The organism is Kutzneria buriramensis (assembly GCF_003387475.1).
Classification (GTDB): Bacteria; Actinomycetota; Actinomycetes; order Mycobacteriales; family Pseudonocardiaceae; genus Kutzneria; species Kutzneria buriramensis.
The window spans coordinates 62,316-84,787 of the sequence record NZ_QUNO01000024.1; the positions used below are offsets into that span (position 1 = coordinate 62,316).

Annotated in this window: 17 protein-coding genes; 8 read left to right on the forward strand and 9 right to left on the reverse strand. The window is 71.3% G+C overall.

The window, feature by feature from the left end:
• On the forward strand, positions 1-2,097 hold the full coding sequence (gene pabB / locus BCF44_RS47560; RefSeq protein ID WP_116181174.1) for an aminodeoxychorismate synthase component I: 2,097 nt from the start codon (positions 1-3) through the stop codon (positions 2,095-2,097).
• A 42-nt stretch (positions 2,098-2,139) separates the two neighbouring features.
• Here the strand turns inward: pabB and BCF44_RS47565 are convergent, their stop codons facing one another.
• On the reverse strand, positions 2,140-3,267 hold the full coding sequence (locus BCF44_RS47565) for a transaldolase family protein (protein ID WP_116181175.1): 1,128 nt from the start codon (positions 3,265-3,267) through the stop codon (positions 2,140-2,142).
• A 217-nt stretch (positions 3,268-3,484) separates the two neighbouring features.
• Here BCF44_RS47565 and BCF44_RS47570 point away from each other — a divergent pair, with 217 nt between their 5' ends.
• The 5 genes from BCF44_RS47570 to BCF44_RS47590 all read left to right on the forward strand — a co-directional run bounded on the left by BCF44_RS47570 (position 3,485) and on the right by BCF44_RS47590 (position 9,318).
• Positions 3,485-4,684 carry an MFS transporter gene (locus BCF44_RS47570; RefSeq protein WP_170218143.1) on the forward strand — a complete coding sequence of 400 codons (1,200 nt, stop codon included), beginning with the start codon at positions 3,485-3,487 and terminating at the stop codon, positions 4,682-4,684.
• 61 nt (positions 4,685-4,745) lie between these two features.
• On the forward strand, positions 4,746-5,915 hold the full coding sequence (locus tag BCF44_RS47575; protein WP_211353574.1) for a 3-deoxy-7-phosphoheptulonate synthase: 1,170 nt from the start codon (positions 4,746-4,748) through the stop codon (positions 5,913-5,915).
• A gap of 20 nt (positions 5,916-5,935) precedes the next feature.
• Positions 5,936-6,706 (forward strand): 2,3-dihydro-2,3-dihydroxybenzoate dehydrogenase, encoded by a 771-nt coding sequence (locus tag BCF44_RS47580; RefSeq protein ID WP_116181177.1) that lies wholly within the window; start codon positions 5,936-5,938, stop codon positions 6,704-6,706.
• Positions 6,707-6,723: 17 nt separating this feature from the next.
• A complete protein-coding gene (locus tag BCF44_RS47585) occupies positions 6,724-7,395 on the forward strand; it encodes an isochorismatase family protein (RefSeq protein ID WP_281283248.1) in 672 nt (223 codons plus the stop codon).
• Positions 7,396-7,407: 12 nt separating this feature from the next.
• The gene (locus BCF44_RS47590; RefSeq protein WP_116181178.1) at positions 7,408-9,318 is read left to right on the forward strand and encodes an anthranilate synthase family protein; all 1,911 of its coding nucleotides are present in this window, start codon (positions 7,408-7,410) and stop codon (positions 9,316-9,318) included.
• Positions 9,319-9,501: 183 nt separating this feature from the next.
• Here the strand turns inward: BCF44_RS47590 and BCF44_RS47595 are convergent, their stop codons facing one another.
• Positions 9,502-11,490, reverse strand: coding sequence for an FAD/NAD(P)-binding protein (locus BCF44_RS47595; RefSeq protein WP_116181179.1), 1,989 nt, complete (start codon positions 11,488-11,490; stop codon positions 9,502-9,504).
• 76 nt (positions 11,491-11,566) lie between these two features.
• The gene (locus tag BCF44_RS47600) at positions 11,567-12,109 is read right to left on the reverse strand and encodes an SRPBCC family protein (RefSeq protein ID WP_116181180.1); all 543 of its coding nucleotides are present in this window, start codon (positions 12,107-12,109) and stop codon (positions 11,567-11,569) included.
• 335 nt (positions 12,110-12,444) lie between these two features.
• Between BCF44_RS47600 and BCF44_RS47605 the strand changes: the two genes are divergently transcribed.
• Together BCF44_RS47605 and BCF44_RS47610 are read left to right on the forward strand one after the other, a co-directional pair.
• Positions 12,445-14,022 (forward strand): lactonase family protein, encoded by a 1,578-nt coding sequence (locus BCF44_RS47605; RefSeq protein ID WP_116181181.1) that lies wholly within the window; start codon positions 12,445-12,447, stop codon positions 14,020-14,022.
• 129 nt (positions 14,023-14,151) lie between these two features.
• A complete protein-coding gene (locus tag BCF44_RS47610; protein ID WP_211353575.1) occupies positions 14,152-14,634 on the forward strand; it encodes a GNAT family N-acetyltransferase in 483 nt (160 codons plus the stop codon).
• 77 nt (positions 14,635-14,711) lie between these two features.
• Here the strand turns inward: BCF44_RS47610 and BCF44_RS47615 are convergent, their stop codons facing one another.
• The 6 genes from BCF44_RS47615 to BCF44_RS47640 all read right to left on the reverse strand — a co-directional run bounded on the left by BCF44_RS47615 (position 14,712) and on the right by BCF44_RS47640 (position 22,461).
• On the reverse strand, positions 14,712-15,953 hold the full coding sequence (locus BCF44_RS47615) for a cation:proton antiporter (RefSeq protein WP_116181182.1): 1,242 nt from the start codon (positions 15,951-15,953) through the stop codon (positions 14,712-14,714).
• 12 nt (positions 15,954-15,965) lie between these two features.
• A complete protein-coding gene (locus tag BCF44_RS47620; protein ID WP_147328946.1) occupies positions 15,966-17,024 on the reverse strand; it encodes an FHA domain-containing protein in 1,059 nt (352 codons plus the stop codon).
• Positions 17,021-17,458, reverse strand: coding sequence for a hypothetical protein (locus BCF44_RS47625; protein WP_116181184.1), 438 nt, complete (start codon positions 17,456-17,458; stop codon positions 17,021-17,023). The genes BCF44_RS47620 and BCF44_RS47625 overlap by 4 nt, the downstream gene beginning before the upstream one ends.
• A 12-nt stretch (positions 17,459-17,470) precedes the next feature.
• Positions 17,471-19,024 carry an FAD/NAD(P)-binding protein gene (locus BCF44_RS47630; protein WP_211353576.1) on the reverse strand — a complete coding sequence of 518 codons (1,554 nt, stop codon included), beginning with the start codon at positions 19,022-19,024 and terminating at the stop codon, positions 17,471-17,473.
• Positions 19,025-19,128: 104 nt separating this feature from the next.
• Positions 19,129-19,752 carry a nuclear transport factor 2 family protein gene (locus tag BCF44_RS47635; protein ID WP_116181185.1) on the reverse strand — a complete coding sequence of 208 codons (624 nt, stop codon included), beginning with the start codon at positions 19,750-19,752 and terminating at the stop codon, positions 19,129-19,131.
• A 72-nt stretch (positions 19,753-19,824) separates the two neighbouring features.
• Positions 19,825-22,461, reverse strand: coding sequence for an ATP-binding protein (locus BCF44_RS47640; RefSeq protein WP_116181186.1), 2,637 nt, complete (start codon positions 22,459-22,461; stop codon positions 19,825-19,827).
• Positions 22,462-22,472 lie beyond the last annotated feature (11 nt).

The following is a 22,472-nucleotide window of genomic DNA, read 5'->3' on the forward strand; positions in this document are numbered from 1 at the left end:
GTGCGAACACTGCTCATCGACAACTACGACTCCTTCACCTACAACCTTTTCCAGTACCTGGCCGAGGTGAACGGCGTGGAGCCCGAGGTCGTTGTCAACAATGACCCGAGATGGCGGCCCGGACACCTGGAATGTTTCGACAGCGTGGTGCTGTCGCCGGGGCCCGGGCACCCGGAGCGGCCGGCCGATTTCGGCATCTGCCGGGACGTCCTGCGCGACGCCGACGTGCCGGTGCTCGGCATCTGCCTCGGCCACCAGGGGCTCGCCGCGGTGCACGGTGGCCGGGTGGTCCGGGCTCCGGAGCCGTACCACGGCCGGGTCTCGACGATCCGGCACACCGGCACCGGTCTGTTCGCCGGGCTGCCGCCCCAGTTCGAGGTGGTCCGGTATCACTCGCTGGCGGCCACCGAGCTGCCGCCCGAGCTCGAGCCGACCGCCTGGACCCGTGACGGCGTCCTCATGGGGCTGCGGCACCGGGAACGGCCGCTGTGGGGCGTGCAGTTCCATCCCGAGTCCATCGGCGGTTCCCATGGGCGGCAACTGCTTGCGAACTTCCGGCGGCTGTGCGAGGGAACCGGCGCGCCCGCACGGCGCCGGCGTCGAGCGCCGGCTGTGGCACCACCGCTCCGCGATCGGGGCGGTCGCACGACGACCCGCCGACTCCGTGTGCTGACGCGGATCCTGCCTACGAGGTGGGACGGCGAGCTCGCGTTCGACCAGCTGTTCCGCCACGGCGGGCACGCGTACTGGCTGGACAGCAACAAACCCGGCGGCCCGATGGGGCGGTTCTCGATCATGGGCGACGCGAGCGGGCCGCTGGGACGGGTCGCGTCGGCGGATGTCTTCGCCGGCGCGGTCACCGTTCGCTCGCCGGCCACGGGCTCGACGCGGATCGTCCGTGAGGAGTTCCTGACCTGGCTGGCGGACGACCTGCGCGCGATCCGCACCGAGGCGCCCGACCTGCCGTTCGACTACGCGCTCGGCTGGGTGGGTTATCTGGGCTACGAGTTGAAGGCTGAGTGCGGCGGCGACCGGGTGCACCGCGCGGAGGAGCCCGACGCCGCAATGGTGTTCAGCGACCGCGCGCTGGTGCTCGACCACCACACCGGGACGACGTTCGTGCTCGCGCTCGCCGAGGACGGCGATGAGCGGGCCGCCCACGAGTGGTTGGACGACACCGCCGAGCGGCTCACCGACCTCGTGGGGCGGCCGGCGGGCTGGACGCACCCGCCGGCACGGTCCGGTCGCCTGCGTCTGCGCCACGACCACGACTCGTACCTCCGGCTGATCGACCACTGCCAGGACCAGATCGCCGCCGGCGAGACCTACGAGGTGTGCCTGACGAACATGATCGAAGCCGACCGGGTCGATCCCTGGCTGGGCTACTGCCTGCTCCGGCGGACGAGTCCGGCGCCGTTCGGCGCGCTGCTCAGCTTCGGCGACGTGTCCGTGCTCAGCACCTCACCCGAGCGGTTCCTGCGCGTCGACCGCGACCGGGTCGCGGAAACGAGGCCCATCAAGGGAACCCGGCCGCGCGGCGGCACCGAGGAGGAGGACCGCGCGCTGGTCGCGGACCTGGCGACCTGCGAGAAGGACCGCGCCGAGAACCTCATGATCGTCGACCTGGCCCGCAACGATCTCGGGCGGTGCGCCGAGATCGGTTCGGTCGAGGTGCCCGAGCTGTTCAAGGTCGAGACGTATGCGACGGCCCACCAGCTCGTCAGCACGGTCCGGGCGAAGCTCCGGGCGCCCCACGACGCGGTGGACTGCGTGCGCGCCGCCTTCCCGCCGGGATCGATGACCGGCGCGCCGAAGGTCCGCACGATGCAGATCCTCGACCGTATCGAGGGCGGCGCCCGAGGCGTCTACTCCGGTGCCATCGGCTACTTCTCGCTGAACGGGACGGCCGACCTGAGCGTGGTCATCCGCACGGTCGTCGTCACGCCGGAACGCGCCCGCTACGGGGTCGGCGGCGCGATCATCGCGCTGTCCGATCCGGAGAGCGAGTTCGAGGAGACGGCCGTGAAGGCGGCGCCGATGGTGCGCCTCACCGGCGGAGCGTTCCCGCGCGCGGAGCCGGCGTCCGCCACCAGGTAGGCCCCGCGTCCCGTGGCCCCGTGTCCACCGTCGGACACGGGGCTACGGGCACGCCCATCGCACGGCTTTGAGCTGGGCCGCAACCTGTTCCCGGAGTCTGCGCCAGCTCTGGGCCTGCCGGTGCGCGCTGGTCTCGCCCAGCCGGTCCGCCACCGCCGAGTGGGAGACGCCCAGCCGGCCGAATTCGTCCAGCACCGCGGCGGCGTGCTCGTGCTGGCCGGTCAGGGTGTCGCCGCGCAGGTCCGAACCCAGCACCACGGCGTCCAGTGTGGACAGTGACATCGCGCTCGCCGTGCCCCAGGCCACGAACTCGTCGACATAGCGGGTGGGTGACTGCTTCGGGTCGGCCACGGTAGTGTCCGTCCACATCAGACGGGGTGGGTGCGCCCCGGCCACGCTGAGCGCGCGCCACCGCTCGGTGCCGAGCCGCTGTTCGTACGCCTGGTAGGCCAGCCGGGCGACCGCGAGCGCGCCCTGGCCGCGAACCGAGCATGCGGCCGCCGCGCCGACCGTCGTCAACTGCGCGTCGAACTCCGCGTCGATGCGGCCGACCGGCATCGACGTGATCATGGCCATGCCGGACGCCCGCAGCCCGGCGGCGACGGCGCGTTCCAGCCCGTCGAAGTACGCGTCGAGGACCTCGCCGTAGCGGCGCACGGAGAAGATGTCCGAGGCGTGCACGCCGATCCCGATGCCGAGGCACTCCCGGATGGCCAGCACGCCCTGGTCGGTGGCGCGGATCTTGACCAGCAGGTTCGCCCGGTTCACCAGGCGCGTCAGCTCGACCGCGCCCCGGACGGTCGACTCGACCGCCGCGGTCAGCGCGGGATCCAGGTCGACGGACACGTGGCCGTGGACCTCGCGGCTGGTCACGAAGACCGGCCACAGCTCGGCGCACGCCAGCCGCGCGTCGTGCGCGGACAGCGACCTCGTCGCCAGCTCCACCGAGACGTCCTGCCGCGCCAGCAGGGTCAACTGGTCGCGGTAGCGCCGGTCGCCGGTCACCGCCGCGCCGAAGACGTCCACATTGGACGTGACGCCGAGCAGGGTGGCGCTGCTGACGAGTTCGGTCAGCCGGCCGGAGGCGATCACCTCCTGGGACAGACCGTCCAGCCACGGCGCGACGCCCTCCGCGACCAGTTGGACCAGGCCGTTGTCTTTGCAGACCATGGCTCCCTCGCTCAGTCCACCGTTGGACGTTCGACGGTAGCGGTCCGCTCACCGCCCGCGCACGCCAATCGGTTCGGAGTGAGTCAGGTCGGGCGACCTGATGGAGTATCGCCGACCTGACGACCTTGGCCGCGCATTCTGGCGGTCGGGATGTTCTGGACATTCAATGGCCTTGCCCGGCAGCAGAAGTGGAATCCGATTCACCTGCGAGGTCGCAATGATCACCAATGGGGGCGACACCACCGGTGCGCCTTTCGGTCGCACCGTGGCGACGCTGGCGCTCGTCGGCATGGTGGTGGTCGGCCAGATGTACGTGACGATTCCCCTGATGCCGCAGATCGGCGTGGTATGGCACATTTCCCAGGAGGCGGCGACCTGGGCCACGTCGGCGTTCGCGCTCGGCTACGCGGTGGGCTCACTGACGAGCGGCTACCTGTCCAAACGCCATGACATACGCGTGTTGATGACCGGCAGCATTGTCCTGATGGCATTCGTCACCGCGCTCGTGCCGATCGCCACCGGCCTCGGCGGCGGTTCGGCACTGCGGGCGGCACAGGGGTTTCTGGCCGGCACTTTCCTTCCCATGGCGTACTCCTATCTGAATGCCCGAATCCCCTCTCGGCGGATTCCGCTGGCCCTGACGACGGTGTCCTGCGCGCTCGGCGGGACGGTGGTCGCCGGCCAGGCGCAGGCGCAACTGCTCACGGCCGGCTTCGGCTGGCGTTCGGTCTTCTGGCTCACCGCGCCGGTGCTCGTGATCGGCGCCGTGATCGCGTGGAAGGTCCTGCTGCCCGGCCCGGGCGGCCGTCCGGCCGCCGCTCCGCCGCGTGGCACCAGCAGGCTGCGGCGGCTGATTCCGCTGTACCTGGTCGCGCTGGTCGTGGCGGGGAGCCTGACCGGCATCTACACCGGCGTGCAGCTCTACGGCCCCGGGCAGCTGGTCACCGACCACGGCGCGATGCTCGCGCTGCGCGCGAGTGCCCTGCCCGGCCTGCTCGTCACCGTGCTGCTCGCGCCCGTGCTCGGCGCCGTCGCCGCGCTCCTGCGCGCCGCCGGCGGATTCGTCGTCGCGGGGGTCGGAATGCTCGCCGCCGCTTTGTTCGTCGACAGTGCCGTCGGTCTCGGCGCCGCGCTGCTCGTTTTCGTGATGGGTATCTCCGTCGTCAGTCCCGCCATTGTCCAGACGGTCGGCGCGGCCGCCGGCGCCCGGCAGTCGGTCGCCATCGCGCTCTACGACCTGATGCTCAATCTCGGCAGTGCCGCCGGCGTCCACCTTCCGTCCCTGCTGCCGGATCTGGCCGATCTGGCCGCGCTCATCGCGGGAATCATCGGCGTCGGGGCGGTGATCGTCCTGCTGTCGGTCGGATTGTCGCGGAGACGCGGGCCGGCCCGGCCGGTGCGGTATTCGACTTCCTGAAAGAAAGAGCAACGGCACGCCCTTCTGGATTCACAGGGGCCGACGGTAATGGGAGACACCAGTGGAAGCACTGCTCGATGTTCGGCGGAAACCGGCCGCGCAGCAACCACAATGGGAGGACCGGGCGCGGATCCGGCGGGTGCGGGAGGAACTCGCGACCCGGCCCGCGCTCGTCTCGGCGGCGGACACGCACCGGCTGCGCGGCATGCTGGCGCGCGTAGCCGCCGGGGAGGCCACGGTGGTCCAGGCCGGTGACTGCGCGGAGGACCCCGCCGAGTGCGTGGTCGGCTACGTGGCCCGCAAGGCGGGCCTGCTCGACGTGCTCGCCGGCACCATGAAGATGATCACGCACAAGCCAGTGGTCCGGGCGGCCCGGATCGCGGGCCAGTTCGCCAAGCCCCGGTCCAGTCCGACCGAGCGGGTCGGCGACCTGGAGCTCCCGGTGTACCGGGGGCACCTGGTCAACTCGCCGGAACCCGACCCCGAGGGCCGCCGGCCCGACCCGGACCGGCTGCTGATGGGCTACCGGGCCGCCAGCGACGCCATGGGGCACCTCGGTTGGCTGGGGGCGTCGCGGCTGTCCATAATAGACACTCCGGTCTGGACGAGCCACGAAGCGCTGTTGCTGGACTACGAGATCCCGATGGTCCGCGCCGGCGGCGACGGGCGGCCGCTGCTCACGTCCACGCACTGGCCCTGGATCGGCGACCGGACCCGCCAGCTGGACGGCGCCCACGTGGAGCTGCTCTCCCGGGTGGTCAATCCGGTCGCGTGCAAGGTGGGCCCCTCCTCGCAGCGGGACGAACTGCTCGCCCTGTGCCAGCGGCTCGACCCCGAGCGGGCGCCCGGCCGGCTCACCCTGATCGCGCGGATGGGCGCCGCGGGCGTGGTCGACCTCCTGCCGCCGCTGGTGCGGGCCGTGAAGGCCGCCGGCCATCCGGTCGTCTGGCTCTGCGATCCCATGCACGGCAACACCATCACCGCGCCCGACGGCCTCAAGACCCGGTTGATGGACACGGTCGTCCGGGAGGTCGAGGAGTTCCAGTCCGCCGTCCGCGCCGGCGGCGGCATTCCCGGTGGGCTGCATCTGGAGACGACGCCGGACGAGGTCACCGAATGCGTCAGCAGCGAGTCCCACCTGACCGAGGTCGGCACCAAGTACACCAGCTTCTGCGACCCCCGCCTCAACCCGTCGCAGGCCGTCCACGCAGTGACCGCGTGGCAAGGATGACTGTCGCTAGGAGGATCACAATGGACGGAAGAGTCGCGATCGTCACCGGCGCGGCGAGCGGCATCGGCGCCGAGGTCGTGCGCGTGCTCGCCGAACAAGGCGCGGTGGTCGCGGCCGTCGACCGGGACGCCGACGGTGCCCGCGACGTCGTGGCGAAGCTCGCCGTGTACGGCTTGCGGGCCGAGGCGTTTCCCGCCGACGTCGCCAGCGCCGCGGAGGTCGAGGCCGTCGTCGAGGCGGTCGAGCGCCAGCTCGGCCCGATCGAGTACCTGGTCAACGCGGCCGGGGTGCTGCGCATGGGGGAGGCGCGAGACCTCTCCGACCAGGCGTGGGCGGACACCTTCGCGGTCAACACGACCGGCGTCTTCCTGATGTCGCGGGCGGCGGTCAACCGGATGGCGCCGCGCGGCAAGGGCGCGATCGTCACGGTGGCGTCCAACGCCGCCGGCACGGCCCGCGCGGCGATGTCCGCCTACGCGGCGTCCAAGGCGGCGGCGACGGCGTTCACCAAGTGCCTCGGCCTTGAGGTGGCCAGGCATGGCATCCGGTGCAACGTCGTCGCCCCCGGCTCGACCGACACCCCGATGCTCAGCTCGATGTTCCGCGACGACGCCGACCGCCGGGCGACCCTGGACGGCCGGCTCGAGTCGTACAAGGTCGGCATCCCGCTCGGCAAGCTCGCCCGGCCGGCGGACATCGCCGACGCGATCACGTTCCTGCTTTCCGACCGGGCCGGGCACATCACCATGCACAGCCTGACCGTCGACGGCGGCGCCACGCTCGGCGTCTGACACCAGAGGAGAAGACCGTGGGCATACCCGTCATTCCGCCGTACCCGATGCCGGCCGAGGCCGATCTGCCGGCCGCCATCCCGGACTGGACCGCGGATCCGAGCCGAGCCGTGCTGCTCATCCATGACATGCAACGCTATTTCCTCCAGCCGTTCCCGGCCGGTCAGGAGCCGGTGTCCACGCTCGTGCCCAATGTGGCGCGGCTGCGGGACACCTGCCGCCGGCTGGGCGTTCAAGTGGCCTACACCGCGCAGCCCGGCGGCATGACCGAGCGGCAGCGCGGACTGCTGAAGGACTTCTGGGGACCGGGCATGCGGGTGGATCCCGCCGACCGGTGGATCGTCGACGAGGTCAGCCCGGAGACCGACGACTGGATGATCACCAAGTGGCGCTACAGCGCCTTCTTCCGCTCGTCCCTGCTGGAGCGGATGCAGGAGCGCGGCCTGGACCAGCTGATCGTCTGCGGGGTGTACGCGCACGTCGGCGTGCTGTCCACGGCGATCGAGGCGTACACCAACGACATCCAGACGTTCCTGGTCGCCGACGCGGTGGCGGACTTCTCCGCCGACCACCACCGTCGGACGGTCGACTACGCGGCCAGCTGCTGCGCCGTCGTGAACACCACCGGGGGAGTGGTCGGCCAGCTGACGGCGTCCGCGAGCGACACCGTCCTGACCGGTCCGCGCTGAAGGGAAACCGCGATGAATGAAGAGATCGGCGAGGATCTGCTGGCGCAGGTCCTCGCGCCGGAGCCGCCGCCGTTCGCCGTGTTGTACCGCCCGGAGGCGAACGGCCCGGACACGCTGGAGGTGCTCATCGGCGACGTGTCCACGCCGGCCACGCTCGCCGAGGTGCCGGTCGCGGAGGTCGACGGCGGCGGCGAGCAGCGGCACGACGTGCTGGTGGTCATCCCGTACCAGCAGGTCGCCGAGCGCGGGTTCGTCTGCGTCGACGACGGTTCGCCGCTGGTGGCGATGACCGTTGCCAGGCAGGGCCTGCTGGCGATGTCCGACGCGATGCGCCGGCTGCCGGACGAGCCCATCACCTTGGCGGACGGCCACTTCGACGTGGACGACGCGACGTACGCCGAGACCGTGCGGAAGATCATCACCGACGAGATCGGCAGCGGCGAGGGCGCGAACTTCGTGCTCAAGCGGGCTTTCACCGCCGAGATCACCGGCTACACGCCGCGGGTGGCGCTGACCTTCCTGCGGCGCCTGCTCGAACGGGAGAACGGCGCCTACTGGACCTTCGTGGTCCACACCGGCCGGCGGACGTTCGTCGGCGCGTCGCCCGAGCGGCACATCAGCCTGCGCGGCGGCAACGCGGTGATGAACCCGATCAGCGGCACCTACCGGTATCCGCCGGCCGGGCCGAACCTGGCCGAGGTGATGGCGTTCCTCGCCGACCGCAAGGAGACCGACGAGCTGTACATGGTCGTCGACGAAGAGCTGAAGATGATGGCCCGGATCTGTGACAGCGGCGTGCGCGTGGTGGGCCCGTACCTCAAGGAGATGGCCCGGCTCGCGCACACCGAGTACTTCATCACGGGACGGTGCGGCCGCGATCCGCGCACGATCCTGCGGGAGACGCTGTTCGCCCCCACGGTGACCGGCAGCCCGCTGGAAAGCGCCTGCCGCGTCATCAGCCGGTACGAGCCGGCCGGCCGCGGCTACTACAGCGGTGCCATCGCGCTGATCGGCCGGGACGCCGGCGGCCGCACCCTGGACTCGGCGATCCTCATCCGCACCGCCGACATCGACCCGGCCGGTCGGATGCGGATAGGCGTCGGCGCCACGCTGGTCCGGCACTCCGATCCGGAGTCGGAAGTGGCCGAGACCCGGGCCAAGGCGGCCGGTCTGCTCGCGGCCATCGACGAGGCCGGGCCCGTCCGGTTCAGCGACCACCCCAGGGTTCGCGCCGCGCTGCGCGGTCGAAACGACGCGCTGGCTGGGTTCTGGCTCGCCGAGGGGGAGGAAAGGGCGCGGCCGCAACCGCTTCTGGACGGTCGGGAGGTGTTGGTCGTCGACGCGGAGGACACCTTCACCGCCATGCTCGACCACCAGCTGCGGTCGCTCGGCCTGTCGGTCACGGTGCGCCGGTTCGACGAGCCGTACTCGTTCGCCGATCACGACCTGGTGATCATGGGCCCCGGCCCGGGTGACCCGCGGGACGTGCGCCATCCCAAGATCGCCCACCTGCACTCGGCGATCGACACCCTGCTCGCCACCCGGCAGCCGTTCCTCGCGGTCTGCCTCAGCCACCAGGTGCTCAGCCTGCGGCTCGGCCTCGAGCTGGCCCGCCGGGACGTGCCGAACCAGGGCGTGCAGAAGGAGATCGACCTGTTCGGCGAGCGGGAGTCGGTGGGCTTCTACAACACCTTCGCCGCGCGCAGCCGGCAGAACCTGTTCGACAGCGCCGGCGTCGGCGCTGTCGAGGTGTGCCGCGACGAGGCGACCGACGAGGTGCACGCGACGCGTGGAGCGTTCTTCTCGTCGCTCCAGTTCCACCCGGAATCGGTGCTCAGCACGTCCGGTGACCGCATCATCGCCCGGATGGTGACGCGGCTGCTGGCGGCGCGGCCGGCGCCGTCGCTGACCGGCGGATCGTGAGCCGGAGGAGGGGCAGAGCTCCCTGCCCCTCCTCTCCCGCCGGGTCCCACCCACCCCCGATCGCTGGGACCCGGAAGGAAGCGGGGACCGTGGCAGCAGCCACGGTCCCCGTTTCTGTTCGTCGGTTACGGCACAAGGAAAAGCCGGGTGTTCGTGGTGAACACCCGGCTCGCCCTCACACCGTCACACGATGACCCCGTTGGTGTAGACGTCGATCTCGTCGGCGCCGTCGAACAGGTCCAGCGGCTCCGCCTGGGAAACCGGCCGCAGGTGCAGGATGGCGCGGGCGATCGCGTCGGAGTCGCCCAGCGTCACCGAGTCCACGCCGGGGCGGATGCCCGCCGCCGTCACCCAGTGCACCGACTCGGTCGGGACCCCGTACGCGAACCGGCGATGGTGGGCCTTCCCGGCCGCGTCCACGACGTGGTACGGGCGGGCGGTCACCGCGAGGCCGCCGGTCTCGTAGTTGGTCCCCTCCGCGCCGGGGATGCGGTACGGGCTGCACTGGTCCGTGTCGAGCATGTGCCGCAGCAGCGGGTCGTCCGTGCGGCGCAGGTCCGGCTCCGGCAGCCTGGCCTCGATCAGGGTGGTCGCCCGGATCGGGTCGCCGGGCACCAGGTTCGACTCGGCCACGAACACCGGCGTGCTGATGTCGATCCGGAACCGCGTGCCCGGACCGAGCAGCTCCAGCACGCCGCCCTCGATCAGCGCGATCATCTGCTCGATCCGCGAGGCGGGCGGGCCGATGGACAGGAACGCGTTGAGCGGGGTGTACCAGCCCTCCAGGTGGTCGCGGTGCGAGTCACCCGCGAGGCCGCCGTGGTCGACGACCTGCCGGATCTCGTTGCGCAGATCCCGCAGCACGTCGAGCGCCGCCTTGACCGGATCGCTGACGTTGCCCGTCTGCGCGTGCCGGACGTCGCGGGCCAGATACTCCAGGATCCACTCCCGGTAGTCGCTCCGGCTGCTGAACCGCCGCCCGAGGTACGGGCTCGACACCCGCTCCCAGTCCCAGCGGTCGTCCTGGTGGACGCGGTACAGGTCCAGCAGCTCGCCCGGGTCGTGCCCGATCGGGAACGACAGGTAGTCGTCGTGGAGGTTCCGGCCGGCGACGCCGAGACCGCGGGACTCCAGCAGCGTGCGGTAGTAGACGCCTTCGACCTCCCGGGCGATCAGCGGCCACACGTCGGTGTCGAACCGCACTCCACCGCCGGTGACCGCCTTCTCGTGCAGGCCGGCGATGCGCGCGGGGGTGAGCACCTGGGGCGTGTGACGGCCGAAGGCGCCCTTCTCGTTCTCGCCTCTGGCGTGGTACGGGACACCGCGGCGGGAGCTCGCGTACAGCTTCGGCTCGCGCCCGGACGGCTTGTACACCAGGCGGTCGTCCTCACGGACGAACTCGCCGCCGCGCCCGATGGTGAGCAGCGCCATATAGTCGAAGAAGTTGAGGCCCAGCCCCCGCATCAGCACGGCCTGGTTCGGCTGGATCGCGCTGAGGTCCACGTCGGCCGGATTCGCCGGCGTGACGTAGTTGAGGTGGTGGATGCGCGCCAGGCTCGCCGTTCGTGCCTCGTGCGAGGACAGCCGGGCCGGAACGTGGCCCTGGGCCAGCACAACGGCGTCGAGATGGTCGAGCCGCGTGCCGTTCGCCAGCCGGACGCCCTGGGGCCCGCCGGCGAAACCGTGGGTGTCGGCGATCGCGACGGCCCGCGAGCGGTGCACGCGCACCGTGACGTGGTGCGGGGCGCCGGCCACGATGCGCTGGAACACGTCCTGCAGGTAGTGGCCGTAGAAGGCGCGGCTCGGATAGGAGTTCGGCCCCATGGCGCGGGCCTCGGCCAGGATCTCCCGGTCGTAGTTCTCCGGCTCGCCGAGCAGCGCGAGGCTCTTCGCCCAGTCGTACAGGCTCGGTCCGGGCTCGATCGGGCCGTCGATCTGGGCGCTGTCGTCGGTGAACACGGTGATCTGCGACGCGACGGTGTTGGTCAGCAGGAGGCGGGACTGGTCCGTGCGCCACACGGCGCCCGGTCCGGCCGAGGCCGAGTCGACGACGTGAATGGTCACCTCCGCGTACGACCGTGACCGCCGTTCGTTGGCGCACAACCGTTCCAGCACCGACAGGCCGCGCGGCCCCGCGCCGACGACGCAGATCTCGAGGTTGTCGGTGGTCATGCCGGCTCCCCGGCGCGTTGACGCGTGTTCTTCTTCACGTGCGTCGCCTTTCGTCCAGATACGGCAGGTTCGGTGGTCAGCGGGGCTCGATGACGACCTTGATCCGCTCGAGCGTGTCGGTGAGGTCCTGGGCCAGCTTGTCGGTCCATTCGACGATGAACCGCTTGCGCTCGGTCTCGTCGAGGTCCGCCACGATCTTGTGAATGCCGGCCGTCGCCTTGCCCATCCGGAAGTGGTGGGTGAGCACGCAGCCGTCGTCGGTGGGCTCCATGTCGAAGCCCCACACGCTTTCCTGGTCGTCACGGGCGTGGGTGAGCATCATCCACTGGAACGTCCGACCGGGCTCGGCGGCGGTCACCCGGCACTCGGTGTGCCAGACGCCACGGACCAGCGGCGCCCAGCCGACCACGTCGTCGGCGCGCAGGTTCTTGCCGCGGAAGACCGCGCCGACGGTGGCCGGCTCGCCGGACACCCACTCGCCGCCGAGGCACTCGGGGCTCCACTCTCCGCTGCGGCCCAGATCGCTGACGACGGCGTAGGTCTGCTCCGGCGTGGCCGAGACCCGGATGTCGGCGCGCAGCTCGAACAGCGGGGTCGTGTCGATGATTGAACTGGTCATGCCGGAAATGCTGCCGTAGCAAGGCCTTCGTACGACGAACATCGGACCTGGTCCGTCAAGTCCCCGACTTGACGGACCACCGCGCCGTGTCGGCCGGGATGGTCCGGCGGGCCGGCAGACTACGACCCGGGATCAGTCCACATGGGCCGGTCGAGCACTGGCGTTCCAGCACGTGGCGGCCGAGCTGACAAAGCCTGTCGGCGTCGCTTTCCGCTCGGTTGCCGTGATGTCACGTTGATTCCACGAGACAACGCACGCCGGTCATCGTGACCGTGCCGGCGACGGCACTGCGACACCAGCGCCGTCGGTGCGGAAACAACGAGGAGATCATTGCCATGGCAGACAAGAACGAACACTCCGATATTCCCCAGGGACAGCCGCAGGCCTTCGCGCCGCTGCCGAACGCGGGTTCCAGCAGCGGTTCGTCGGCCCCGCCGTCGTGGGCGGTGCCGCAGCCGCCCAAGCGGATGCGGCGCGGTCGATCGCTCACCGTCGTGCTCGCCGTGGTCCTGACCGTCGTGGTCGCGACCGCCACGGCCCTGATCACCTCGGGCTTCCTGCGGGGCGGCGGAGCCCCGGTCGCCGACCAGGCCCGCACCAACGCGCCGGCCCAGCAGCAGCCGGCGGCGCCCACCACGACGGCCCCGCAGCAGGGCCTCGCCACCCAGGCCGTTGCGCCCCAGCAGGTGCCCGGCGACCTGCGGCAGGGAGCGGTGTACGTGCAGTCCAACGACGCCATCTCCAACGTGGTGGTGGCGTACCTGCGTAAGCCCGACGGCACGCTGACCGAGATGGGCCGCTATCCGACCGGCGGCCAGGGCAGCGGCAAGTTCGAGGACTCCGCGCACGGGCTCGTGCTCGGCAGCGCCAAGGGCGAGGCCTCGCCGACGCAGAACATCGACCAGGAAGACCTGCTGTTCGTCACCAACGCCGGCAGCAACACGATCTCGGTATTCCGGGTCGAGGCCGGCGGCCTCGAGCTGATCACCCAGGTGCCGTCCGGCGGCAACCGTCCGGTGAGCCTCACCGTGAACAACGGCATGCTGTACGTCCTCAACAGCGGCGAGACCGACCGGCGGCTGGTGCTCGGGCCGGACGACCTGCTGGAGAACTGCACCACCGGCGACATGCCGTCGGTGACCGGCTTCCGGGTCACCCCGGCCGGCAACCTGATGCCGATCGAGAACTCCACCCGGGCGCTGTCCGGGCGGGCCATGTCCGGCTGTGCGCAGGTGACCTTCACGCCCGACGGCAAGACGCTGATCGTGACCGAGCGCATCGCCAACATCCCCGGCCAGACCAAGGACCGCAAGGGCGCCATCGACACCTTCGACGTCCGGTTCGACGGCACGCTGGGTGAGCGCAAGGTGCTGGACCCGAGCGGCGCCGGCCCGTACGGCTTCAACTTCCTGAAGGACGGCACGCTGCTCATGACCGAGCAGAACGGGGCGACCGCCAACCCCGGCGGCGGCGGCGCGGTGTCGTACCACCTCAACTCGGACAACTCGCTGAAGGCGATCAACGGCACCATCAACGACGGCCAGACCGACACCTGCTGGATCGTCGTGACGCGTGACCAGAAGACGGCCTACGCCACCAGCGCGTTCGGCGGCGGCGCCATCACGGCCTACCGGGTCGGGGACAACGACAGCCTCCAGATCCTGTACCCGCACGCCGACGCGCCCGACGGCAAGGACGCGAGCAAGCAGGTGGTCAAGGACGGGCTCACCGACCTCGTGCTGAGCCACGACACCAACTACCTGTACCAGCTCAACTCGGTCACCGGCGCGCTCCAGTCGTTCAAGGTCAACCCGAACGGCCTGCTGACCCACATCGAGGACCACCAGGTGTTCCAGCTCGAGCCCTTCGGCCAGGGCGGCCAGGCCGCCCCGTTCGGCCTCGTGTCCTGGTGACCTGAGCACCACCCGGCACCGACAGCTCGGCCGGTTGCGACTCCTCCCTCGGAGGGCCGCAACCGGCCGATTTTTCGTGCGCTCGTAACCGAGTGGCGCTGCCGCGGGGGACTGGTCGAGGATGGCGGCATGGCCGTACAACAGGTGAAGCTACGCAGGATGACCGCGGCGGAGTACCGTGCCGCGACCGAGCATCGTGAGGCCGAGTCGGTTCGCGCGCTCAGCAGGGTGATGCCGGAGCAGGCCGCGCGGGAGCGGGTCCGCGGTGGCACGGCGAGGTTCCTGCCCGACGGCCTCGACACGGCCGGCCATCACCTGCTGACTGCCGAAAACGAGCTCGGCGAGGCGGTGGGCAACGCCTGGGTCGGCCCGGACCCGGCGCAACCCGTGGACACGGCGACCGCCGCTTGGCTGTACGACATCAACGTCTTTCCGCCGTACCGGCGCGCCGGCTACGGCACCGCCATCCTCGCGGCCGCCGAGGCTCTCATCGTCCGCGAGGGCAAGACGGCGCTGGGCCTGAACGTCGTCGGGGACAACGAGGCGGCGATCGCCCTGTACCGCCGCAGCGGCTACGAGGTGACGTCGATGTCCATGCGGAAGAAGATGTAGCGCCGGCACGACAAAGCACTCGGCCGCTCCTCCGGTGGAGGAGCGGCCGAGTGCCGTGTCATGCGTTCCCTACGGGCCTACCCGACGTGTGCGGCGGCCGGCACCTCGACCTCGAGCGGCGCCGAGGTGAGGCGGCCGATGGGGCCGTGCCGGCGTTGCAGGAGCGTCAGCAGCGGGCCGGTGAGGGCGGTGGTGAACAGCGCCATCATCACCATGATCGAATACAGCCGGGTGTCCAGCACACCGATCTGCAAGCCCACCTGGAGCACGACGAGCTCGGTGACGCCGCGGGCGTTCATCAGCACGGCGATGGCCCGGGCCGGCCCGCGTTCCATGCCGAAGGTGCGGGCCCCGAGATACGCGCCGAGCACCTTGCCGGCGACCGCGACCCCGAGGATGAGCAGCAGCTCGAGGATGCCCGCGGTGCCGAGGGCGGACAGATCCACGTTGATCGCGGCGATGACGAAGAAGACCGGCAGCAGGATGCCCCGGGTGAACCGGTCGACCTCGTCCACGTGCCGCCGCACGACCGGGTTGTCCCGGCCGGGCAGGATGGCGCCGAAGAGAAACGCGCCGAACACCACGTGCGTGCCGAACCACTCGGTGGCGGCGGCGCACAGGCACAGGCCCACGAACAGCAGCCCGAACCCGCCGTTGCCGGTCCACCGCGACAACGCCCGGGACAGCAGCGGCCGCGCCACGAACACCAGCACCAGCACGAACGGCACCAGCAGCACCATGTGCCACGACGACACGCCGCTCGCGAGCGACACGACCACCGCCAGCACCACCCACGCCGCGACGTCGACCGCCGCGGCGCTCGCGACGGCCATCCGGCCGACCGGGGTCGTCGACAGGCCGCGGTCGATGACGATCCGGGCCAGCACCGGCAGTGCGGTGATCGACATCGCGGTGCCCACGAACAGCACGAACACCACGGGGTTCGCCGGGTGGTACTGGCTCGCCGCCAGCCAGATCGCGGTCCCGCCGCCCAGCAGGAACGGCAGCAGGGTCGCGCCCACGGCGATGCCGGCGGCGCTGCGCCCGTTGCCGCGCAGCACCCGGTGGTCCCATTCGTGGCCGACGGTGAACATGAACAGCACGATGCCGACGGTCGCGACGGCGTTGAGCGCGGTGCGCACGTCTCCCGACAGGACCACGCGGGTGACCTGGTTGCTTTGCAGGAGTGCGCCGAACAGCACGCCGACGGCGATCTCGCCGACCACCGCCGGCTGCCCGAGCTTGCGGACGACCACGCCCGCGAGCTTGGCCGCGAGCACGATGACCGCTATGTCGAAAAGCATCATCAGATTGGTCATTGCGTCACGTCCTCAGGGCCTGCGGTGGGAGTCGTAGCGGAACTGGCGATGGCCGACGGTGACGACGGCGCCCGGTCGCAACACGACATGGCCGCCGCTCGGCACCCGGACGCACCAGTCCGTGCCGGGCTCCCGCACGAAGGTGCCGTTGGACGAACCCTCGTCGAAGAGCTTGACCTCCCAGCCCTGCGGCCGGATCCGGGCGTGCACGCCGGAGACCAGCGGATCCGCCAGCCGCAGCAGCATGACCTCGCCGGCCTCGACGCCGGAGGCGGCCTCCGGCTCGCGGCCGAGCACGTAGTCCTTGTCCAGCGGCAGGGACATGCCGTCGTCGAGCACCAGCACGCCGAGCGACGGGCGCTCCATACGGGCCCGGCTGCGCCCGGCCTGCGTCAGGCCGATGCCGCACACGCCGCAGTACTGGTCGGTGGGGTCGTTGAAGTGCCCCTTCGAGCAGCTCACGCCGACGATCTGCGAGTCCGCGTCCTCCTCCGGCGGGGCCGGGTCCTCCTCCTCGTCGTCGCCGGATTCCACCCGCGGCGGCGGTTCGGCGGACGTCGCCTCGGCGTCCTCGGGCTCCGTCTCGTCGACGGTGCCGTACTGGAGCGCGTCGGCCCGCACGACTCCGGACGTGAGCTCGCTCCACGAGCAGAAGCCCGGGATCTCCTCGCCGATCTCGCCGGTGATCGACATGACCGGGGAGGCGACCAGACGGTCCACAATGGTCACCGCGTCCTGGCCGTCCAGGCGCAGCTCGCCGTCCTCCATGGTGACGCGCAGCCGGGCGTTGCCGTGCACGGCGACCGCGATGCCGTCGTCGACGGCGCCGAAGGCGCACAGCGACGGGAACGAGTCCACCGACGCCGTCAGGGTTTTCACCAGGTGCCGCAGCAGATGCCGGCCGGGCTGGGCGGTGCCGGCGGCGGCCTTCGCCTCGGCCAGAATGCTGCGCACGCTGTCCTCCGCGCCGGGCGGCACCTCGCACAGCAGGACGAGGTCCTCGTGCCTCGCCAGCACGCCGTTGCCCGGTCGCAGCCGCATGCTCGGGCTCGGGCCAGTCAGATTCTTCACAGCAACCTCCCACCACGGAAACGCCAGCGGATGAACGGCACCCGCATCGGGCCGTTCGCGACGAGCCAGACGACGAGCCACACCACCGTGAAGTGGATGACGAACGCGGCCGGCGCCACCGCGGCCGGCAGGAAGGGCAGCCAGCCCTGGGTCGCGAGGTAGCCCACCAGCAGCCCCTCGGGGATCCCGGTGAACAGGCCGAACATCGTCGGCCAGTCCTTCTCCCAGCGCCACTGCATCAGCAGGTGGTAGAGCAGCTCCCACGCGATGCCGATGACGGCGACCGCGCCGAGCACGACGAACGTCGCCTGGTACTTGTCCGCCAGCGGGGCGTCCATCGGCAGCACCGGCGTCAGCGCCGCGGTGACCAGCGCGCCGACGACGGCCAGCAGCCACAATCGCGTCTGAATCCGGCCGAACAGGGTCGGAACCATCTCACTCTCCTCTCAGAGCTGCCGGCCGGTGGCCCAGCGCAGCCATTCCAACGTCGACGCGATCGGCCCCAGGTGACGGCAGTGCCCGCGCCGCGCGATGTCGTCGACGACCTCCTGCGCCGCGATCTGGAGCCCGAGGAAGGTGTCCACGCCCGGGAACGGGCCGCCCAGTGACGCCGCGCCGGTCACGTACACCCGGCCCGGGCCGCTGTCGGCGCCGATCAGCTCGAAGCTGCCCTTGACGTCCATGCGCCCCAACGGGTTCAGCTGCGCGCCGCCGTGCACGAGGAGGTCCCGCAGCACCTGGTGCTCGGTCACCTCGGCGTTCAGACCGGTGCAGTCGATGACGAAGTCCGGCTCCACCTCGAACTCGCCCTGCTCCACCCGCATCCGGGCGGTCAGCTTGGGACCGGTGTCCTGGAGGTCGCTGATCGTGCCGCAGACCGCGTGGTACCAGCCCTCCTCGCGGGCCGTCCGCAGCTGCCGCTGCCACTCCCGCCGGTAGGCGGTAGTGGTGCCGCCGATCTCCTCGTACACGTCGGCGCGGTCCTTGCCGTGCAGCGACGCCATCCGCGCCTTCAGCTGGCCGCCCCACACCGACTTCGGGTAGTTGAAGCCCTGGTAGGCGAAGCCGTGCTTGCCGGAGCGGCGGGCCCACGGGTGCGGGCCGTGCGAACCGGTGACGTAGGTCCGCAGCAGGTGGATGATGCGGGTCGGCTGGCCGTACCGCTGCCGGTCCAGGATGAGCCGCTCCAGCACCCGGGACGCGACGATGCCGCCGCCGCGGACCAGTACCGTGCCGGGGCGACGGCGCAGGGCGTGGTAGACGTGCTCGTGGTTCTCGTACGCGTTGACAACCCGGTGGTGGTCGTTCTTGCGCTCGCGGAACTCCTGGAGCTCGGGCAGGAACTTCAGGCCCGGGTAGCCGACGGCGAGGTGCACGTCCCGCACCCGCAGCGCCATCGGCTGGGGGTCCTCCTGCCGCTCGTCGACGAACAGCACGTAGTAGCCGCCGCCGACCCGCTTGCGCACCAGCTGCGCGTCGCCGCGGACGAGCATGTCCCAGTAGCGGATCCGCCGCGCCTCCCGCTCGATGGACTTCATCACGTCGCCCAGCCGCGGCGTGTAGTAGTCGTCGAAGATCGGCTCGACGAACACGTGCGCCAGCGGGCCCAGGCTGCGGTCCCGGATGGCCTCCTGGAGGGCGTAGGACGGGAAACCCCAGAGGTTGTCCGGCCGGGACGCGGAGTCGGAGCGGATCCGGTCGGTCGGCGAGATCTGCGACGAGTTCGCCAGCCGCTCGTAGGTCTGCCAGGGGTGGCTCAGGTTGGAGACCACCCGCAGGCCGGAGGTGGGGACGCCGCCGGCGACGCGGAGGTAGTCGGCGAGGATGTACGAGCCGATCCCGCCACCCACGGTGGCGATCGGCGTGTCCTGCACGGGAATCCCGTACCCAGCGATCATCTCGTCGGTCCAGGCGCCGGCGCTGGCCAGCAGCCGCGCCAGGGGCCGAACCGGTGTTCCGGCAGCGGATTCCTGCCGGTGGACGTCAACCACCTCGGTCACGATCTCAACTTCCCTTCAGCATGATGCCCACGTCGGTCCCGGCTCCGTCCTCGGCGGCCGTCGCTCCACTGTGGACGAAACGGCGGTCCGGGCCGGTCGTCAACTCACTCGCCGCGCAGCCACGCGTCGTTGGCGGCGTACACGGCGCGGATGAGGTCGGGCCGGTCCAGGCCGGGCCGGTCCGGGTGGTTCCCCCAGCCGGCCTTGTTGGACCAGTACTGGGTGTAGCGGTAGGAGGGCCGGCACGACGCCAGCAGCTCCTCGTCGAAGGTGATCACGTCGCCGACGTGGTCCGGCACGAGCGTGTCGCGCATGTAGACCGCCCGGAACTCCACGATGCGCCAGTCGTCCTGGCGCTTCTCGACGCGGAAGGTCATGCGCTCCCACACCAGGATGGTCATCTCGGTCTTGTCGATCTCGACCGGCATGGCGATCTGCGCGGGCAGGTCGGCGACGGCGCGGTTGCCGTTCACCTCGACCTGGATGGGGCCGAGCTGGTGCAGGCCGCTGCCGCGGTCACCGATCGCGGCCAGTTTCCTGGTGTGCTCGATGAACTCCGCGCCGCTGCACGTCGTCCAGCCGACGGCCATGATGGTGTCGGGGTAGTAGAACTGGGCCATCGAGTCCCAGTCGCCGGTGTCGCGCGCCCACCGCTCGCGCACGATGCACTGGCGAACCGCCTCGACCGCCAACAGCTCCGCCAGGCTCTGTCGTTCGAATGTACCCATGGAGACGTTTATCGCAGTGCCCGGCGGCGTGACTCCACCACCACGGCCGGACTCCGTCAGGTGCCCGACAGGTCACGACGCGGACAGGTCCAACCTGGACAGTTCGCGGCGGGAGGCGATCCCCAGTTTGGGATACGCCTTGTAAAGGTGGTGTTCGACCGTTCGGGGGCTGAGGAACAGCGCGGCGGCGATCTCCCGGCTGGTGCCGCCGTCGGCCGCCAGCCGCACGACCTGGAGTTCCTGCGGCGTCAGCCGATCGAGCAGGTTCGCCGCCGTGGGCCGGGCCACCGCAACGGTTTCCCCGGTCGCCCGCAGCTCGGTCCGCGCGCGCTCGGCCCAGGTGGCGGCCCGCAGCCGTTCGAACGTCTCCATCGCCGACCGCAGCGGGTGACGCGCGTCACTGCGACGCCGGACGCGGCGCAGCCATTCGCCGTACAGAAGCTCCGTTCGGGCCCGTTCGAACGGGCGATTTGCCTGTGCGTGCAACCGAAGTGCCCGTTCGTACGGCTCCTCGTCGTCGCCCAGCAGCGCGCGGCACCGCAGCGCGACGGCGCGGGCCCAGGACTGCCGCCCGGCCTCGGCCCACGCCTCGAACCGCCGTAGCGACTGCTCGGCCCGCTCGGGCTGCCCCAGCCGGACGGCGGCTTCGACGTGGTCGGGGGCGGCCGCCATGATCACCGTGGTGTGCCGGCCCGGCCCCTGTCGCGCCTCCTCGAACCGGTCGATCGCGGCCTCGTAGTCGCCGAGGCCCAGCGCGAGCAGGATCAGCGCGCCGTGGCTGCCGGCTCCACCGGCGTCCGGCATCTCCACGGCGAGCCGGCGGCACCGCTGCTCGTCGCCCTCGATCGCCGCGACCCTGGCCAGCGTGCTGTTGAGCCGTACGACCCGGTGGTGCAGGCCGGTGTCCTCGGCGATGGCCACCGCTTCGGCCACGGTTGCCTCGGCGTCCCGGTGGTGGCCGACCCGGATCTGGGCCCCCGCCAGGTCCTGGAGCAGCTGGGGGAGTGCGGCGATCAGGCCCTGTTCACGGCACCGCACCACCTCGGCGGTGGCCAGTTGGAGCGTCGCGGCGTCGTCGCCGATGAGCATCCCGGTGAAGATGGCCCTTGCGCGTGCGGCACCGTCCGCCGACCGGCCCTGGGCGACGAGTTCCGCCAGTACGGGCAGGCCGCGGGCGTAGTCGTCGTCGACCAGGTGCGCCATGCCGGTCACCATGAGGTCCGGCCGGCCGATGTCGGCGCACATCCGGGCGGCGGTGCGGATCGAGTCGGCGTCACCGCAGAACCAGGCGTAGCCGGCGCTGGTGCGCAGCATCGCCGCGGCCTGGTCGGGATGGGCGTGCGCGGCCCGTTCGATCAGCAGCCGGGCGGCCCGTCGCGGCTCGCCCAGCTCGAACTCCACGGCCGCCCGGACCGGCGGCAGCTCGGCCACCGCCTCGGGGCCGTCGGCGAGCTGTTCGGCCTGCTCGGCGAGGTCACCGGCCCGGTCGGCGTGGCCGGCGGTGAACGCCAGCGATGCCGCGGTGCCCAGCCAGGCCGCCCGGTTCCGTGATACCGACGTGAACTGTGCGGCCTGCTGGTACCAGCCGGCGGCAGTGGCGTACGCGGTCCGGTGACGGGCCCGCTCGGCCGCCTGCACGAGTTCGGCCGCCACCTCCTCGTCCTGGCCCATGGTCGCCGCCGCGAGGTGCCGGATCCGGCTGTCGGGGTCGTGCGCGGCGTCGGCGAGGGCCTGGTGGACGGCGACCCGCCGGGCCAGCACCGCGCCCTGGTAGGCGGCCGACGCGATCAGCGGATGCCGGAACGTGACGGTGTTCCCGTCCACCCGAAGCAGCTGGGCGGTCTCGGCCTCGGCCAGGTCGCCGGGGCCGACGCCGAGCGCGGCGGCCGCGCCGAGCAGCGTCGGCAGATGACCGCGGCCCTCCGCCGCGGCGATCACCATCATCAGCCGGGTGCGTTCGGGCAGCCGGCTGATCTGGGCGCGGAACGTGGCGAGCACCCGGTCGGCGATCGGCAGCGGCACCGGCCCGATCGGGTGGCCGCGCTGGGCCGCCGCGAACTCGATCAGCGCCAGCGGATTGCCGGCGGACTCGGCGATCACCTGGTCGCGCAGGGCCAGGGCGAGACCGTGCTCGGCGACCAGCAGCGCGGCGTCCGCGTCGTCCAATCTGGACAGTGGGATCTCGGGGATGCCCGGTGCGGCGAAGCCCTCCTCCCGTGCCGCGAACAGGATCGCGATGCCCTCCTCGGCGAGCCGGCGGGCGGCGAACAGCAACGCGTCGGTGGTCGCCTGATCGAGCCAGTGCGCGTCGTCGACGAGACACAGGATCGGCCCGTCGTCGGCGAGATCGGCGAGCAGGGTGAGAACCGCCAGCCCCATGAGGAAACGATCGTGCCCGCCGGCTTGGCCGGAGCCGAGCACCGCTCGCAGCGCGCCCGCCTGTGCGGCCGGCAGGGCGTCGATACGGTCCTGAACGGGCCACAGCAGCTGGACCAGGCCGGCGAAGGCCAGCTCCGCCTCGCCTTCGATCCCGGTCACCCGCAGCAGTCGCAGGCCCGCCTCGGATGCCTCGTCGGCGGCCCAGGCCAGCAGCGCGGACTTGCCGATCCCCGGTTCACCCCGCAGCGTCAGCGCCCCACTGCGGCCGTCGCGGGCCACGGTGATCAGCGACCGCACCGACGCCTGCGCGGTGGACCTGCCGTACAGCACGGGGCACGCCT

Excerpts from the sequence above, each read along its gene's own strand:
- BCF44_RS47565 (WP_116181175.1), bottom strand. The coding sequence starts at position 3,267 with ATGGTCTGCAAAGACAACGGCCTGGTCCAACTGGTCGCGGAGGGCGTC.
- BCF44_RS47570 (WP_170218143.1), top strand. The coding sequence starts at position 3,485 with ATGATCACCAATGGGGGCGACACCACCGGTGCGCCTTTCGGTCGCACC.
- BCF44_RS47580 (WP_116181177.1), top strand. The coding sequence starts at position 5,936 with ATGGACGGAAGAGTCGCGATCGTCACCGGCGCGGCGAGCGGCATCGGC.
- BCF44_RS47590 (WP_116181178.1), top strand. The coding sequence starts at position 7,408 with ATGAATGAAGAGATCGGCGAGGATCTGCTGGCGCAGGTCCTCGCGCCG.
- BCF44_RS47595 (WP_116181179.1), bottom strand. The coding sequence starts at position 11,490 with ATGACCACCGACAACCTCGAGATCTGCGTCGTCGGCGCGGGGCCGCGC.
- BCF44_RS47600 (WP_116181180.1), bottom strand. The coding sequence starts at position 12,109 with ATGACCAGTTCAATCATCGACACGACCCCGCTGTTCGAGCTGCGCGCC.
- BCF44_RS47605 (WP_116181181.1), top strand. The coding sequence starts at position 12,445 with ATGGCAGACAAGAACGAACACTCCGATATTCCCCAGGGACAGCCGCAG.
- BCF44_RS47610 (WP_211353575.1), top strand. The coding sequence starts at position 14,152 with ATGGCCGTACAACAGGTGAAGCTACGCAGGATGACCGCGGCGGAGTAC.
- BCF44_RS47615 (WP_116181182.1), bottom strand. The coding sequence starts at position 15,953 with ATGACCAATCTGATGATGCTTTTCGACATAGCGGTCATCGTGCTCGCG.
- BCF44_RS47625 (WP_116181184.1), bottom strand. The coding sequence starts at position 17,458 with ATGGTTCCGACCCTGTTCGGCCGGATTCAGACGCGATTGTGGCTGCTG.
- BCF44_RS47635 (WP_116181185.1), bottom strand. The coding sequence starts at position 19,752 with ATGGGTACATTCGAACGACAGAGCCTGGCGGAGCTGTTGGCGGTCGAG.